The sequence below is a fragment of the Xanthomonas sp. NCPPB 3570 genome, assembly GCF_056725115.1.
The window spans coordinates 2,137,645-2,151,680 of the sequence record NZ_CM161513.1; the positions used below are offsets into that span (position 1 = coordinate 2,137,645).

Annotated in this window: 15 protein-coding genes; 9 read left to right on the forward strand and 6 right to left on the reverse strand. The window is 71.1% G+C overall.

The annotated features are described in order from the left end of the window. The first annotated feature begins 133 nt into the window (after positions 1 to 133). The 3 genes from AC1PLR_RS09450 (at position 134) to AC1PLR_RS09460 (ending at position 3,875) form a co-directional block, all read left to right on the forward strand. Positions 134 to 1,522, forward strand: coding sequence for an FAD-binding oxidoreductase (locus AC1PLR_RS09450; protein WP_481103374.1), 1,389 nt, complete (start codon positions 134 to 136; stop codon positions 1,520 to 1,522). 116 nt (positions 1,523 to 1,638) lie between these two features. Beyond that, entirely contained in the window at positions 1,639 to 1,956 is a 318-nt protein-coding gene (locus tag AC1PLR_RS09455; RefSeq protein ID WP_010341821.1) for a DUF2388 domain-containing protein, read from the forward strand. After that, positions 1,953 to 3,875, forward strand: coding sequence for an Lnb N-terminal periplasmic domain-containing protein (locus AC1PLR_RS09460; protein ID WP_481103375.1), 1,923 nt, complete (start codon positions 1,953 to 1,955; stop codon positions 3,873 to 3,875). The genes AC1PLR_RS09455 and AC1PLR_RS09460 overlap by 4 nt, the downstream gene beginning before the upstream one ends. A 241-nt stretch (positions 3,876 to 4,116) precedes the next feature. On the opposite strand, the gene AC1PLR_RS09465 is transcribed toward AC1PLR_RS09460, so the two are convergent. From AC1PLR_RS09465 to AC1PLR_RS09490, 6 genes are all read right to left on the reverse strand, one after another. Then, positions 4,117 to 4,713: a hypothetical protein gene (locus tag AC1PLR_RS09465; protein WP_481103376.1), complete on the reverse strand. Its 597-nt coding sequence runs from the start codon at positions 4,711 to 4,713 to the stop codon at positions 4,117 to 4,119. Next, entirely contained in the window at positions 4,655 to 5,221 is a 567-nt protein-coding gene (gene yeiP, locus AC1PLR_RS09470) for an elongation factor P-like protein YeiP (protein ID WP_010343353.1), read from the reverse strand. Before yeiP ends, AC1PLR_RS09465 begins: the two co-directional genes overlap by 59 nt. Positions 5,222 to 5,337: 116 nt before the next feature. After that, positions 5,338 to 6,108 (reverse strand): SDR family oxidoreductase, encoded by a 771-nt coding sequence (locus AC1PLR_RS09475; RefSeq protein WP_481103377.1) that lies wholly within the window; start codon positions 6,106 to 6,108, stop codon positions 5,338 to 5,340. A 112-nt stretch (positions 6,109 to 6,220) separates the two neighbouring features. Next, entirely contained in the window at positions 6,221 to 7,117 is an 897-nt protein-coding gene (locus AC1PLR_RS09480) for a hydroxymethylglutaryl-CoA lyase (RefSeq protein WP_481103378.1), read from the reverse strand. A gap of 190 nt (positions 7,118 to 7,307) precedes the next feature. Then, positions 7,308 to 7,712, reverse strand: coding sequence for a VOC family protein (locus AC1PLR_RS09485; RefSeq protein ID WP_481103379.1), 405 nt, complete (start codon positions 7,710 to 7,712; stop codon positions 7,308 to 7,310). Further along, positions 7,709 to 8,497 (reverse strand): enoyl-CoA hydratase-related protein, encoded by a 789-nt coding sequence (locus tag AC1PLR_RS09490; protein WP_481103380.1) that lies wholly within the window; start codon positions 8,495 to 8,497, stop codon positions 7,709 to 7,711. Before AC1PLR_RS09490 ends, AC1PLR_RS09485 begins: the two co-directional genes overlap by 4 nt. A 124-nt stretch (positions 8,498 to 8,621) precedes the next feature. On the opposite strand from AC1PLR_RS09490, the gene AC1PLR_RS09495 reads away from it, so the two are divergent. From AC1PLR_RS09495 to dapB, 6 genes are all read left to right on the forward strand, one after another. Then, positions 8,622 to 8,873, forward strand: coding sequence for a FeoA family protein (locus tag AC1PLR_RS09495; protein ID WP_010343348.1), 252 nt, complete (start codon positions 8,622 to 8,624; stop codon positions 8,871 to 8,873). Then, positions 8,870 to 10,729, forward strand: coding sequence for a ferrous iron transporter B (feoB, locus tag AC1PLR_RS09500; RefSeq protein ID WP_481103381.1), 1,860 nt, complete (start codon positions 8,870 to 8,872; stop codon positions 10,727 to 10,729). Before AC1PLR_RS09495 ends, feoB begins: the two co-directional genes overlap by 4 nt. Before the next feature lies 1 nt (position 10,730). Beyond that, positions 10,731 to 10,985: a DUF6587 family protein gene (locus AC1PLR_RS09505; RefSeq protein WP_148828380.1), complete on the forward strand. Its 255-nt coding sequence runs from the start codon at positions 10,731 to 10,733 to the stop codon at positions 10,983 to 10,985. 73 nt (positions 10,986 to 11,058) lie between these two features. After that, a complete protein-coding gene (locus tag AC1PLR_RS09510; RefSeq protein ID WP_481103382.1) occupies positions 11,059 to 12,267 on the forward strand; it encodes an aminotransferase-like domain-containing protein in 1,209 nt (402 codons plus the stop codon). Between the two features lie 20 nt (positions 12,268 to 12,287). Beyond that, on the forward strand, positions 12,288 to 13,001 hold the full coding sequence (locus tag AC1PLR_RS09515) for an MOSC domain-containing protein (RefSeq protein ID WP_481098236.1): 714 nt from the start codon (positions 12,288 to 12,290) through the stop codon (positions 12,999 to 13,001). Between the two features lie 291 nt (positions 13,002 to 13,292). After that, positions 13,293 to 14,009 (forward strand): 4-hydroxy-tetrahydrodipicolinate reductase, encoded by a 717-nt coding sequence (gene dapB, locus AC1PLR_RS09520; RefSeq protein WP_481103383.1) that lies wholly within the window; start codon positions 13,293 to 13,295, stop codon positions 14,007 to 14,009. Positions 14,010 to 14,036: the final 27 nt, after the last annotated feature.

The window sequence follows — 14,036 nt, forward strand, 5'->3', positions numbered from 1 at the left end:
TCGATTGGCGGCGGCCGGCGGGGGATTCGGGCGTGGGGATTCGCAAAAGCAACGACCTGCTGGCGGCGAACTGGACGCCGTTGCGCAACGCTGGCACGCTTGAATGCTTGCCTCCGCCGATGCCTCTCCGCCCATGACCGATCCGCGCCTGGATGCCCTGGCCCTCGCCGTTCCCGGCCTGCGCCTGAAGACTGATCCCGCCGACCTGGAGCACTATGGCCGCGACTGGACCCGGCGCTGGACCCCGGCGCCGCTGGCGATCGCGCTGCCGGCGACGGTGGAGGAGGTGCAGGCGGTGCTGCGCTGGGCCAACGAGCACGCGGTGGCGGTGGTGCCCTCCGGCGGCCGCACCGGCCTGTCCGGCGGCGCGGTGGCCGCGCACGGCGAGCTGGTGCTGAGCCTGGAGCGGATGAACAAGGCGCTGGCGTTCGATCCGGTCGATCGCACCCTCACCGTGCAGGCCGGCACGCCGCTGGAAGCGGTGCACAACGCCGCGCGCGAGCACGGTCTGCTGTATCCGGTGGACTTCGCCGCGCGCGGCTCGTGCTCGATCGGCGGCAACATCGCCACCAACGCCGGCGGCATCCGCGTGATCCGCTACGGCAACACCCGCGAGTGGATCGCCGGGTTGAAGGTGGTCACCGGCAGTGGCGAGCTGCTCGAGCTCAACCGCGGGTTGATCAAGAATTCCAGTGGCTACGATTTCCGCCAGTTGCTGATCGGCTCCGAAGGCACCCTGGGCATCGTGGTCGAGGCCACCCTGCGGCTCACTGATCCGCCGCCGCCGAGCAACGTGATGCTGCTGGCGCTGCCCTCGTTCGAGGTGCTGATGCAGGTGTTCGCCGCGTTCCGCAGCCGGCTGCAGCTGGAGGCGTTCGAGTTCTTCACCGACCGCGCGTTGCAGCACGTGCTCGCGCATGGCGCGCAGGCGCCGTTCGACACCGTCTATCCGTATTACGTGGTCACCGAATACGCCAGCGGCAACGAGGCGCAGGAGGCGGCGGCGCTGGCCGCGTTCGAGGACTGCATGGAGCAGGGCTGGGTGCTGGACGGGGTGATCAGCCAGAGCGAGGCGCAGGCCGCGCAGCTGTGGCGCCTGCGCGAAGGCATTACCGAGGCGGTGGCGCGCTACACGCCGTACAAGAACGACGTCTCGGTGCGGATTTCGGCGATGCCGGCGTTCCTGGCACGGACCCAGGCGCTGCTCGGCGAGGCCTACCCGCAGTTCGAGGTGGTGTGGTTCGGCCACATCGGCGACGGCAACCTGCATATCAACGTGCTCAAGCCCGACGCCATCGCGCCGGCCGAGTTCATCGCTGCCTGCGAGCAGGTCACCAAGCTGCTGGCGCAGGTGCTGGCCGAGCACGGCGGCAGCATCTCCGCCGAGCACGGCATCGGCCTGGTCAAGAAGCCGTACCTGGACAGCACCCGCAGCGCCGAGGAGATCGCGCTGATGCGTGCGGTCAAGCGCGTGTTTGATCCGTCGGGCCTGCTCAATCCCGGCAAGCTGTTCGATCCGTGAGCCCGGCCGCAGCACTGCCGCGCGGCCCGTTCAGGCGCTGCGCGCGGCGGGCCGCTAGGCTATGCGGCGCGGCGCAGGCCGTCCCCCTTTTCACGATCCTGTTTGGAACGATTGCGATGACCCGAGTGACCGCGCGCTGCGCCCTGCTGTTCGCCCTGATCCTGCCCGCGTTCGCGCAGGCGTCCAGCTTCGCCGGCAGCTCCGCCGGTTCGGCCTCTGCCGGCTCGGCCGGCAGCTCGGCGTCCTCGGACAGCAGTTCCAACAACGACAAGGTGGTGCTGCAGGCGCGCGACGACGCGGCCGGCTTCGTCGCCAGCGCCGGCCGCATCCGCGGCGTGCAACTGGAAGCGGCGCTGCGCGTGCTGCGCGAGCGCAACCCGCAGGCGCAGCAGGCCAGCGACCTGGAACTGGCGCAGGCGATCCTGGCGCTGTGACCGCGCGCCGGCCACGGCGCCTCGGCGCGCGGTGGCTGGCGGTGCTGGCGCTGGCCACTGCGGTGCCCGCAGCGGCCGCGCCGCTGTCTGCCGACGAGAGCGGACTGAGCCCGGCCGAGCGCACCGCCAGCCAGGCCGTGCTGGCCGCGGCGCAGGCGCGGCTGCCCCCGGCCTGGGCCGCGGCGCTGCCGACAGGGCTGCCGCTGCAATGGCGCGACGACCTTCCCGCGCAAGTGCATGGGCGCGCGCAGGCCAGACGCCTGCTGTTGAACAAGCGCCTGCTGCGCGACTGGATGGCGGCAGAGGATCCCGACACCGATCCGGCCATCGATCCGGCGCGGCGGCCGGCCCTGGCCGCGGTGCTGCACGAACTGGCGCATTTCTACGATCGTTCCACGGCAGGGCGGCTGTCGTCCGATCCGCGGCTGCTGGATCTGGCCGGCTGGCAGGTCAGCCCGATGCGCCTGGGCCTGCGCCGCGGCCACAACCGCTTCACCGAGCGCAGCCCGGACCGCTACGAATTGCAGTCGCCGGCCGAGTTCGTGGCGGTGAATCTCGAACACGTCCTGCTCGATCCGGACTACGTCTGCCGCCGCCCGGCGCTGGCCGCGTATTTCGCCGAGCGCCTGGCGTGGACGCCATCGGCCCGCGACTGCGCGCCGGGCCTGGCGTTCGTGCAGGATCCGTTGGCCGAGCAGGCGGCGCTGCTGCAGATCGACCCGGCGCGGGTCTACGCTGTGGACTACCTGCTGGCCGAAGGCAATGCGCAGCCGATGAGCCACTGGGGCCACAGCATGCTGCGCCTGGTGATCTGCGCGCCGGGGCGGCCGCTGGGGCCGGCATGCCGGTTGGACCTTGCCGAACACCGGGTCTTGTCGTTCCGCGCCTTCGTCGACGACGTGCAGATCTCCAGCCTGCGCGGGCTGACCGGTTCGTACCCGTCGCGGCTGTTCGTGCTGCCGCTGCGCCAGGTGGTGGACGACTACACCCAGGTGCAACTGCGCGGCCTGCAGTCGCTGCCGCTGCGGCTCTCGCGCGAGGAGATCGCCGCGCTGCTGGAGCGCGCCGCGCAACTGCACTGGAGCTACGACGGCCGCTATTACTTCCTCAGCAACAACTGCGCGGTGGAGACCTACGCCTTGCTGCACGACGGCGTGCCGCGGTTGTCGGCCGCGCACCTGTCCGGCATCAGCCCGACGGGATTGCGCCGGCGCCTGGTACGGGCCGGCATCGCCGATGCGTCGGTGCTCGACGATGCCGACGCGGCGGTGCGGGAGGGCTATTACTTCCCGGCGGCAAGCGCGCACTTCGCGGAGATGTTCGCGGTGGCGCGGAGTTCGTTGGCGCTGCCGGCACGCACTGCCGACGCCTGGCTGGACCTGCCGGCGGCGCAGCGCGCGCCATGGCTGCAGCATGGCGACCTGCGCGCCAGTGCGGCCTTGCTGGTGCTGGAGAACGCCGCGCGCCGCCGTGCCGAACAGCGCGGCCGCGATGCGTTGAAGCGGCGCTATCTGGGCACGCCGCTGCCGTCCGCGGTGGTCGCTGCGGGCGAGGGCGAGGCGGCTGCCGACACCCGCGACGCCGCCAGCGCGGTACGTGCCGTCTTGGCCGAGCAGGGGCTGCTCAGCCAGCCGTCGAGCCTGCTGCAGGGGCAGCCGGGCTATGGCCTGCCGCAGGCGCAGGAGCGCGCCTGGCTGCAGGTCCAGGGACAGGCGCGGATCGCGGCGCTGCGCGAGGACGGCGCCGCGCTGCAGGCGCGCCTGCGCGGGTTGCTGCCGGCGCCGCTGCAGGTGGACCTGGCGCAGATCGATGCCAACCTGGCGACGCTGGGCGAACGCCTGCGCACGCTCAATCGCGAAGGTGGCGGGCTGCAGTTGGATTCGCCGTCGCTGTTGCGGCAGCGTGGTGGGCAGCCCTAGTGCGGCATGCGGGCTTGCGATGCGAGGCGATCGAAGAGAGATGTATCGCGCGTGCGGTTGACGGCGGCGCGGTCGCGGCTGAAGCCGCTCCTACGACGCGGCCGGCGGTGGGTGTGTTGCATCGGCTGGTTGCAGCGCAGCCTTTTCGTTATGAAAGGAGGCCGATAGTTCCAGTCGTCGGGACTGAAGTCCCTCCCACAAAAAAGCGGCGTCCCCTCCGCTCGGTTTTGTAGGAGCGGCTTCAGCCGCGACGAACGAAGGCGCGAAGCCGGCCGATGTCGACGGCCTTCAGGGCCGACGCCGATGCCCGCAAGGGCGCCACCTTGCCGGCCGGCAAGCCGTCATCACGGCAGCTCGAGACCGACATCCTCGCCGTAGCGGCGCAGCCAGGCGTCGCGTGGCGGATCCTGGCGGTACTGCGCGCGCAGCGTCGCCCAGGTCTGTTCGTTGCGCCGCAGTACTTGGCCATCGCCTGTTCCAGTTCGCGCCGCCGCGCCGCGTCGTAGGGCTCTTCGCCGGCGAAATGGGTGCAGGTGTCCTGGCGCGCGACGAAGGCGCGGATCGGCGCGGGCATCGCGCAGAACCCGTCGTAATGCTCGGGATCGACCGCGTCCGGAATCGTGCACGCGGGCTTGGCCGCGGCTGCGGTGGCCGGCGGCACCGGCGCGGCGAGCGCCAGCGCCGGCAGGGCCAGCAGCAGGCCGAGGGACGCGCGCCGTGGCGCGCGCTCGGTGCGGCCGGCGCGGGCGGCGTGATTGGCTCGGCGCCCGCGCACGGACTCAGTCGGCGCGGCCGGCGAATTCGCCGGTGGTGGTGTTGACCAGCACGCGCTCGCCATTGCCGATGTACTCCGGCACCATGATCTCGATGCCGGTATTGAGCTTGGCCGGCTTCGGGCGCTTGGTGGCGGTGCCGCCCTTGAGTTCCGGCGGGGTCTCGATCACTTCCAGGGTCACGCTCTGCGGCAGCTGGATCGCCACCGGCTGATCGTCGATGACCTGTACGTAGATGCCGCTGAGCCCGTCGGTGATGTAGCCGGCGTCGGTGCCGATCGCATCGGCGTCCAGGGTGTATGGGGTGTAGTCCTCGTCGTCGAGGAACACGAAGGCCTCGCCGTCCTTGTAGGAGAAGGTGGCCTGACGGCGCATCAGCTCGACCTCGCGCAGGTCGTCGTCGCCGTCGAAGCTGGCATCGAGCTTGTTGCCGCCCGGCACGCTGTACATCACGAAGCGGAAACGCACATTGCCGCCGCGGCCCTGCGGCGAGCTGCGCTCGATGTCGCGGATCTGGTACACGCCGTTGTTGTACTCGACGACGTTGCCTTTCTTGATTTCGTTGGCTTTCATGAGGGCTGGGAATCGGGAATGGGGAATAGGGAATCGGAACAGCGTCAAGCGGCCGGAAAGGATCGGCGGGAGGGAAGCGCTTTTGCGATTCCCCATTCCCGATTCTCCATTCCCGGCTACTTCGGCGCCAACCGCACCGCGCCATCGAGGCGAATGGTTTCGCCGTTGAGGTAGCGGTTGCGCAGCAGGAACATCACCGTGTCGGCGAATTCGTCCGGACGGCCGAGACGCGAAGGATACGGGATCGACGCGGCCAGCGACTGCTGCACGGCCTCGGGCATGCCGTCGACCATCGGGGTCCAGAAGATGCCCGGGGCGATGGTGTTGACGCGGATGCCGAAGCGCGCCAGTTCGCGCGCCATCGGCAGGGTCATCGCCACCACGCCGCCCTTGGACGCGGCGTAGGCGGCCTGGCCGATCTGGCCCTCGTAGGCGGCGACGCTGGCGGTGTTGACGATCACGCCGCGCTCGCCGTCCTCGCCCGGGGCGTTGTGCTGCATCAGGTCGGCGGCGGCCTTGGCGACGTTGAAGCTGCCGACCAGGTTGACCATCACCGTGCCCTGGAAGGTGGCCAGCGGCATCGGCGCTTCCTTGCCGAGCACGCGCCCGGCGCCGAGGATGCCGGCGCAGTTGACCGCGGCATTGAGTCCGCCGAGGAAATCACGTGCCGCTGCCAGCTGCGCCGCCACCTGGGCCTCGTCGCTGACGTCGGTGCGCAGGTAGCAGGCCCGCTCCGCGCCCAGCGCGGCGACCGCGGCCGCGCCCTTGTCGTCGTTCAGATCGAACAGCGCCACCTTGCCGCCTTCGGCGACGATGCGCTGCGCCACCGCCAGGCCGAGGCCGGACACGCCGCCGGTGACCACCGCTTTGAGATCGGCAAGCTGCATGAATGTTCCCTCCCAGGAAAACGCCCAGTTTAGAGGCTGCCGCCCATTGCGGCGAGACGCGAAGACCACCCGCGCTGCGCAAGCCTGTCGCCGGATGCGGCGCTGCCGCGGCTCAGGCCTCGGCGGCCAGCGCCTGGCCGACCTTGCTGCCGGTGGGCCGGCCGAGTTTCTGCGCCAGCCAGCGGCCGGTCGCGGCCAGTGCCGGCAGGTCGATGCCGGTGTCCACGCCATTGCCGTGCAGCAGGTAGACCACGTCCTCGCTGGCCACGTTGCCGCTGGCGCCCTTGGCGTAGGGGCAGCCGCCGGCGCCGGACACGGCGGCATCGACCACGCGCACGCCTTCTTCCAGACAGGCGGCGATGTTGGCCAGGGCCTGGCCGTAGGTGTCGTGGAAATGCACCGCCAATGCGTCCATCGGCACAGCGGCGGCGACCGCGCGCAGCATCGCCCGCGCCTTGCCCGGCGTGCCCACGCCGATGGTGTCGCCCAGCGAGATCTCGTAGCAGCCCATCGCGTGCAGCCGCTGCGCCACCCGCACCACGTCGTCCAGCGGCACCGCGCCCTGGTAGGGGCAGCCGAGCACGGTGGACACGTAGCCGCGCACCTTCACCCCGTCCGCGGCCGCGCGCTCCAGCACCGGCGCGAAGCGCGCCAGCGATTCGTCGATGCCGGCATTGGTGTTGGTGCGGTTGAAGGTCTCCGAGGCGGCGGTGAACACCGCCACCTCACGCACCCCGACTGCGGCGGCGCGTTCGTAGCCCTGAAGGTTCGGCACCAGCACCGGATAGTCCACCCCCGGCACCTGCGCGATGCCGGCGTAGACCTCGGCTGCATCGGCCAGCTGCGGCACCCATTTCGGGCTGACGAAGCTGGTCGCCTCGATGCTGCGCAGGCCGGTGCGGCCCAGCCGTGCGATCAGTTCGATCTTGTCGGCGGTGGCGACCCAGGCCTTCTCGTTCTGCAGGCCGTCGCGCGGGCCGACTTCGACGATGCGGACGCTGTCGTTCATCGCGCACGCTCCCGCACCGGGAGGGAGTGCGCGCGCCGCGGCGTCTGCCGGGTGCTGCGCATGAGACGGGAAATGGCGAGGCGCATGGGAATTCCTGATGGATGGAGGCGATGACACTGCGGCGGCACGGCCGGCACCTTGCGCGGGTGCGCGGGTGCGCGGGTGCGCGGGTGCGCCGCGGCGGCGCGGATCAGGCCGACGCCGGGCGGTGGCAGACCGCTTCGATGTTGTGGCCGTCCGGATCCAGCAGGAACGCGCCGTAGTAGTCCGGGTGGTAGTGCGGGCGCAGGCCCGGTGCGCCGTGGTCGCGGCCGCCGGTGGCCAGGCCGGCGCGATGGAACGCGTCCACCTGCGCGCGGCTGGCGGCGACGAAGGCCACATGCACGCCGTTGTCGCCGGCGTCGCGGCCGCCGTCGGCGATCCAGAAGCTGGGCTTGCCGTCGCGGCCGAAGCCGACGTGGCGCTGGCCGCCGCTCTGTTCGGCGCTCACCTGCATCACCACGTCCAGGTCCAGCGCGGCCAGGGCGGCGCGGTAGAAGGCCAGGCTGCGGTCGAGGTCGCTGCAGCGCAGGCCCAGATGGTCGAGCGGGTTCATGGGCTGGCCCTCCAGGCCGGTTCGCGTTTCTCCAGGAACGCATTCAGTCCTTCCTGGCCCTCGGTCGAGACCCGCAACTGCGCGATCAGCGCCGCATTGGCCTGATCCAGCGCATCGCGCTCGCCGCCGGCCGCGACCCGCCGCACCAGCGCCTTGGCGCCGGCGGCAGCCAGCGGCCCGGCCTGGCCGAGCAAGGTCACCTGGCGTTGCACCGCCGCGTCCAGCGCCTCCGGTGCCACCGCCTGGTGGACCAGGCCGATCTGCGCCGCGGTGGCGGCGTCGAAGGTTTCCGCGCTGGCGAACCAGCGCCGCGCCTGGCGCGCACCGATCGCCGCGATCACGTACGGCGAGATCACCGCCGGCAGCAGGCCCAGGCGGCTTTCGCTGAGCGCGAAGCGCGCATCGGTGGCGGCCACGGCGATGTCGCAGCAGGCGACCAGGCCCACCGCGCCGCCGAACGCGGCACCTTGCACGCGCGCCACCGTGGGCTTGGGCAGTTCATCGAGCAGGCGCATCAGCCGCGCCAGGGCCAGCGCGTCGTCCAGATTCGCCTGCTCGCTGGCGCCTGCCATCGAGCGCATCCACTGCAGGTCGGCCCCAGCCGAGAACGCCGCGCCGGCGCCGGCCAGCACCACGACCTGCACCTGCGGATCGGCGCCGATCTGCAGCAGGGCGTCGCTGAGCTGGGCGATCAGGACGGCGTCGAAGGCGTTGCGGACCTCGGGTCGGTTCAACTGCAGGGTCAGGACCTTGCCGGATCGTTGCAACAACAGGGCATCGCTCATCGAACACGCTCGTACAAAGGGGAAACGGCAGCCATACGGCGATCATAGCCGGCCGCGCCAGCGCCGCCATGACGCGCCGCGGCGATGCTACAATTGATAACCATTCTTATCGACGGAACGTGCTGTGACGTTGTCCGACATGCCGTTGCGCAGCAGCGCCCTCGTGGAATCCGTGCACGACCGCCAGCCCAACGATGCCATTGCGCGGCGTCTGCGCGAGCTGGGCTTCGTCGCCGGCGAGCAGGTGCAGGTGCTGACCAGCGGGCCGATCGGCGGCGAACCGCTGCTGGTGCAGGTGGGCTATACGCGCTTCGCGCTGCGCCGCAGCGAGGCGGCGCGGGTGCAGGTCAGCGCGCTGGACGAGGTGCGCCCGTGAGCGCGGTGGCCGCGCCGCTGCGCCTGGCTCTGGTCGGCAACCCGAACTGCGGCAAGACCGCGCTGTTCAATCAGCTGACCGGCAGCAAGCAGAAGGTCGCCAATTACGCCGGCGTCACCGTCGAGCGCAAGGAGGGCCGTTTCCGCGCGCCGTCCGGGCGCGAGTTCGCGGTGCTGGACCTGCCGGGCGCCTACAGCCTGCAGCCGGCCAGCCTGGACGAGGCGATCACCCGCGACCTGTGCCGCGGCTTCTACCCGGGCGAGCCGGCGCCGGACGTGCTGGTCTGCGTGGTCGACGCCACCAACCTGCGCCTGCACCTGCGCTTCGCGCTGGAACTGCGCGAACTGGGCAAGCCGATGCTGGTGGCCCTGAACATGGTCGACGCGGCGCAGCGCCGCGGCATCCAGATCGACCGCCAGGCGCTGGAGCAGGCGCTGGGCGTGCCGGTGATCGAGACCGTGGCGGTGCGCCGCAACGGCGCGCGCGCCTTGGTCGAGCGGCTCGACGCACTGGCGCCGACGCTACCGCCGGCGGTGGCGCCGAGCGAGGGGCAGGGCGACTATCACCAGCAGGTGCGCGCGATCCTGGCGGCGGCGGTGTCGATGCCGACGCGGACCTCGCGGGTGGACGATGCGCTGGACCGCTGGCTGCTGCATCCGGTGGCCGGTCTGTTGACCCTGGCGGTGGTGATGTTCCTGATCTTCCAGGCGGTGTATGCCTGGGCGGCACCACTGATGGACCTGATCGACGGCGGCACCAAGGCGCTGGGCGCCTGGATCGGCGGGACGCTGCCGGAGGGGCCGCTGAACAGTCTGCTGGTGGACGGCATCATCGCCGGTCTCGGCGGGGTGGTGGTGTTCCTGCCGCAGATCCTGATCCTGTTCGCCTTCATCCTGGCGCTTGAGGAATCCGGCTATCTGCCGCGCGCAGCCTTCCTGCTCGACCGCATGATGGCCGCGGCCGGCCTGTCCGGGCGCTCGTTCATCCCGCTGCTATCCAGCTTCGCCTGTGCGGTGCCGGGGATCATGTCCACGCGCAGCATCCAGGACCCGCGCGACCGCCTGGCCACTATTTTGGTGGCGCCGCTGATGACCTGTTCGGCACGCCTGCCGGTGTACGCGCTGCTGATCGGCGCGTTCATCCCGCAACGGCAGGTGTGGGGCGTGTTCAACCAGCAGGGGCTGGTGCTGTTCGGCCTGTATTTCGCCGCCATCGCCAGCGCGCTGATGGTGTCGTGGACGATGAAGAAGTGGCGCCGCGACAAGGGCGAGCACCCGCTGCTGCTGGAACTGCCGTCCTACCGCGTGCCGCATCTGCGCGACCTGGCGCTGGGCCTGTGGGAGCGCGCGGCGATCTTCCTCAAGCGCGTCGGCGGCATTATCCTGGCGCTGACCATTCTGCTGTGGTTCCTGCTGTCGTTCCCGGCGGCACCGGCCGACGCCACCCTGCCGGCGATCGACTACAGCTTCGCCGGCCGCATCGGCCACGCCATGACCACGGTGTTTTCGCCGCTGGGCTTCAACTGGCAGATATGCATCGCGCTGATCCCCGGCCTGGCCGCGCGCGAGGTGGCGGTGTCGTCGCTGGCGACGGTGTACGCGCTGTCGGCGGCCGACGACGATGCCGCCGCGCAGGCGTTGTCGCCGCTGATCCACGACGGCTGGTCGCTGGCCACCGCGCTGTCGCTGCTGGTCTGGTACATCTACGCGCCGATGTGCATTTCCACCCTGGCCACGATCAAGCGCGAGACCAACTCGTGGAAGCAGATGAGCTTCGCCGCGTTCTACCTGTTCGCGCTGGCATACCTGGCCTCGCTGGTCACCTACCAGGTCGCGGTGGCGCTGGGAGCCGGCTGAGATGAGCGCCTCGCTGCTGCTGCAGTACCTGGTGATCGCGCTGGCGGTACTGGTCAGCGCCTGGGTGGTGTTGAAGAAGCAATTCCCCGGCACCGCGCGCAAGCTGCGCGGCGCACTCGCACTACGCCTGCTCAAGCCCGGTCGGGCGGCCTGGCTGCAGGCGCTGGGGCGGCGCATCGCACCGCCAGCCAGCGCCGGTGCTGGCGCCTGCGGCGGGTGCGACAGCTGCGGGCCGACGCCGCCGCGGCGGCACTGAGCCGCGCCACGCGTCGCCGGCCGGGGCGCGCTTGTGCGCCGCACATGCGCGCGGCGAGGGCGGCGACTATCCTATGCCGATGACCAGCCCATTCCAGTTCTCCCGCCGTGCGCAGGCGCTGACCAGTTCGGCGATCCGCGAAATCCTCAAGGTCACCGAACGTCCTGAAGTGATCTCCTTCGCCGGCGGCCTGCCGTCGCCGGATACCTTCCCGGTCGCGCGCATGCGCGAGGCTTGCGACAAGGTGCTGCGCGATGCGCCGCAGGCGGCGCTGCAGTACGGCCCGACCGAAGGCTATCTGCCGCTGCGCGAATGGGTGGCGGCACGGCTGAGCCGCGACGGCGCCGACATCCGGCCCGGTCAGGTGCTGATCACCACCGGGTCGCAGCAGGGCCTGGACCTGCTCGGCAAGGTGTTCATCGACGAAGGCAGCAAGGTGCTGGTGGAAACGCCCAGCTATCTCGGCGCGCTGCAGGCGTTCTCGCTGTTCCAGCCGGCATTCGCGGCGATGCAGTCGGACGACGACGGCGTGGTGGTGGACGCGCTGGACGATGCGCAACTGGCCGGCGCGCGCTTCATGTACGTGCTGCCGAACTTCCAGAATCCGACCGGGCGGCGCCTGCCGCTGCACCGGCGCCAGGCATTGGTGGCGCGTGCGGCCGCAGCCGGCGTGCCGATCGTCGAGGACGATCCGTACGGCGAACTGTGCTACAGCGGCGACACGCTGCCGAGCCTGCTGTCGATGAACCCGGACGGCGCCATCTACATGGGCTCGTTCTCCAAGGTGTTCGCGCCGGGCCTGCGCCTGGGCTATGTGGTCGCGCCGGAGGCCGTGCATGCCAAGCTGGTGCAGGCCAAGCAGGCGGCCGATCTGCACACGCCCTCGTTCAGTCAGCGCATCGTGTACGAGGCGGTGCAGGACGGCTTCCTGGATGCGCATATCCCCGGCATCCGCACGCTGTACGCCAGCCGCTGCGAGCAGATGCTCGCGGCGCTGACCAAGTATTTTCCGGCGCAGGTGCGCTGGAACCGCCCGGCCGGCGGCATGTTCATCTGGGTCGAGCTGCCGGAGGGCATGGACGGCGGCGCGCTGCTGAGCAAGGCGATCGAGCGCAACGTGGCGTTCGTGCCGGGCGCGCCGTTCTTCGCGGTCGCGCCGCAGCGCAATACCTTGCGGCTGTCGTTCGTGACCGTGCCGGCCGAGCGCATCGAGACCGGCGTGCGCATCCTCGGCGCGCTGTTGCAGGACGAGGTCGCCGCGCACCGACGCGCGACGGCCTGAGCCCGGCGCTGCGTCTGTCGATGACGTCGTCCGATTCCGCGGTCGCCTCGTGGACCATCGATGCGGTCCTGGTCGGCCGCGCGCAGGCGTTCACCCGCCCGGGCAGCCGCAGCGCGATCGACAAGCGGCCGCAGGCCGGACGCCTGCGCATCGGCCCGGAAGGGCTGGAGCTGGACGAGCAGGGCGACCGCCGCGTGCATGGCGGCCCCGACAAGGCCTTGCACCATTACCCGCGCGACCATTACCCGGCCTGGCGCGAGGAACTGGGCGCGCATGCCTTGCTGGACGCGCCGGGTGCGTTCGGCGAGAACCTCAGCAGTTGCGGGGTGACCGAAGCCGACCTGTGCCTGGGCGATCGTCTGCGCCTCGGGACCGCGTTGGTCGAGGTCTCGCAGTCGCGGCAGCCGTGCTGGAAGCTGTCCGACCGCTTCGGCGTGCCGGCGCTGGCGCGGCGCGTGCAGGACAGCGGCCGCACCGGCTGGTACTACCGCGTGCTGCAACCGGGCGAGGTCGCCGCCGGCGATCGCCTGGAGTTGCTGGAGCGTCCGTATCCGCATTGGCCACTGGCGCGGCTGGTCGGCCTGCTGTACCGGCGCGAGATCGACCCGGCGCAACTGCAGGACGTGCTGGCGCTGCCGCTGGTGCCGAACTGGCGCACCCTGTTCGAGCGGCGCCTGGCGCAGCGTGCGGTGGAGGACTGGGACAAGCGCTTGTTGGGGCAGGCGCCGGAGTAGGGCAGCAAGGCGCCGTTGTGTCAGTCGTCGTGTGTGGCGTGATTGGGCGGCACCGCGTCGGAGCTGGAGCCCCTCCCACACACGTCCCGGCAAGCGACGCCGTTGATGGTCTGTAGGAGCGGCTTGAGCCGCGACGAACGAAGCGCGGCGCTCGCCGGCACCGAACACTGTCCACGCGGGCACGCTTCACCTCTTTCATCGACGACCCGGGGACGCTTCGGCGCCCGCCGCCTGCCATCCGCGGCACACGCCCTCTGTCGCACCCGCGCGCAAACCGCTAGCCTTGTGCCGATGACGACTTCTCCGCTGCGTGTGTTGATCCATGGTGCGTCGGGCCGGATGGGCCAGGCGTTGTTGCGGCTGGCCGCGCAGGACCCGGCGCTGCAGGTGGTGGCCGCGGTGGTGCGGCGCGCGCCGGCGCAGCGGGTGATCGACGGCGTGCCGTACTTCGCCGCGGCCGAACTGGGCGGCGTGCCGGCCTTCGACGTGGCGATCGACTTCAGCCTGCCGCAGGGCTTCGACCCGGTGCTGGCCCTGTGCACGGCGCGCGGCGCGGCGCTGGTGTCCGGCACCACCGGGCTGGAAGACGCGCAGCGGCAGGCGCTGGCCGCCGCCACCGAGCGCATCCCCTTGATCTGGGCGTCGAACTTCAGCCTGGGCGTGGCGGTGCTGCACGACCTGGTCGAGCGCGCCGCCGCGGCGCTGCCGGGCTGGGATTGCGACATCGTCGAATCCCACCACGTGCACAAGCAGGACGCGCCCTCCGGCACCGCGCTCACCCTCGGCGACGCAGCCGCGCACGGCGGCGCGACCGCGCGCTACGCCAGCCTGCGCGCCGGCGACATCGTCGGCGAGCATCTGGTGCAGTTCGCCGGGCTCGGCGAGCGGGTCGAACTGGTGCACCGCGCCAGCAACCGCGACATCTTCGCCCGCGGCGCGCTGCATGCCGCCGCGCGCCTGCCGGGGCGTGCGCCCGGGGCCTACCGGCTGCGCGATCTGCTCGGCTGAACAGGCGCTTCACCCAAACGGCTGGCG

What these genes read in the sequence shown, in the direction of transcription:
- AC1PLR_RS09490 (WP_481103380.1), bottom strand. Translation starts at nt 8,497, where the DNA reads ATGAGCGATGCCCTGTTGTTGCAACGATCCGGCAAGGTCCTGACCCTG.
- AC1PLR_RS09455 (WP_010341821.1), top strand. Translation starts at nt 1,639, where the DNA reads ATGACCCGAGTGACCGCGCGCTGCGCCCTGCTGTTCGCCCTGATCCTG.
- yeiP (WP_010343353.1), bottom strand. Translation starts at nt 5,221, where the DNA reads ATGAAAGCCAACGAAATCAAGAAAGGCAACGTCGTCGAGTACAACAAC.
- AC1PLR_RS09505 (WP_148828380.1), top strand. Translation starts at nt 10,731, where the DNA reads ATGAGCGCCTCGCTGCTGCTGCAGTACCTGGTGATCGCGCTGGCGGTA.
- AC1PLR_RS09515 (WP_481098236.1), top strand. Translation starts at nt 12,288, where the DNA reads ATGACGTCGTCCGATTCCGCGGTCGCCTCGTGGACCATCGATGCGGTC.
- AC1PLR_RS09465 (WP_481103376.1), bottom strand. Translation starts at nt 4,713, where the DNA reads ATGGCGAGCGCGTGCTGGTCAACACCACCACCGGCGAATTCGCCGGCC.
- AC1PLR_RS09485 (WP_481103379.1), bottom strand. Translation starts at nt 7,712, where the DNA reads ATGAACCCGCTCGACCATCTGGGCCTGCGCTGCAGCGACCTCGACCGC.
- AC1PLR_RS09480 (WP_481103378.1), bottom strand. Translation starts at nt 7,117, where the DNA reads ATGAACGACAGCGTCCGCATCGTCGAAGTCGGCCCGCGCGACGGCCTG.
- AC1PLR_RS09475 (WP_481103377.1), bottom strand. Translation starts at nt 6,108, where the DNA reads ATGCAGCTTGCCGATCTCAAAGCGGTGGTCACCGGCGGCGTGTCCGGC.
- AC1PLR_RS09510 (WP_481103382.1), top strand. Translation starts at nt 11,059, where the DNA reads ATGCCGATGACCAGCCCATTCCAGTTCTCCCGCCGTGCGCAGGCGCTG.
- AC1PLR_RS09450 (WP_481103374.1), top strand. Translation starts at nt 134, where the DNA reads ATGACCGATCCGCGCCTGGATGCCCTGGCCCTCGCCGTTCCCGGCCTG.
- dapB (WP_481103383.1), top strand. Translation starts at nt 13,293, where the DNA reads ATGACGACTTCTCCGCTGCGTGTGTTGATCCATGGTGCGTCGGGCCGG.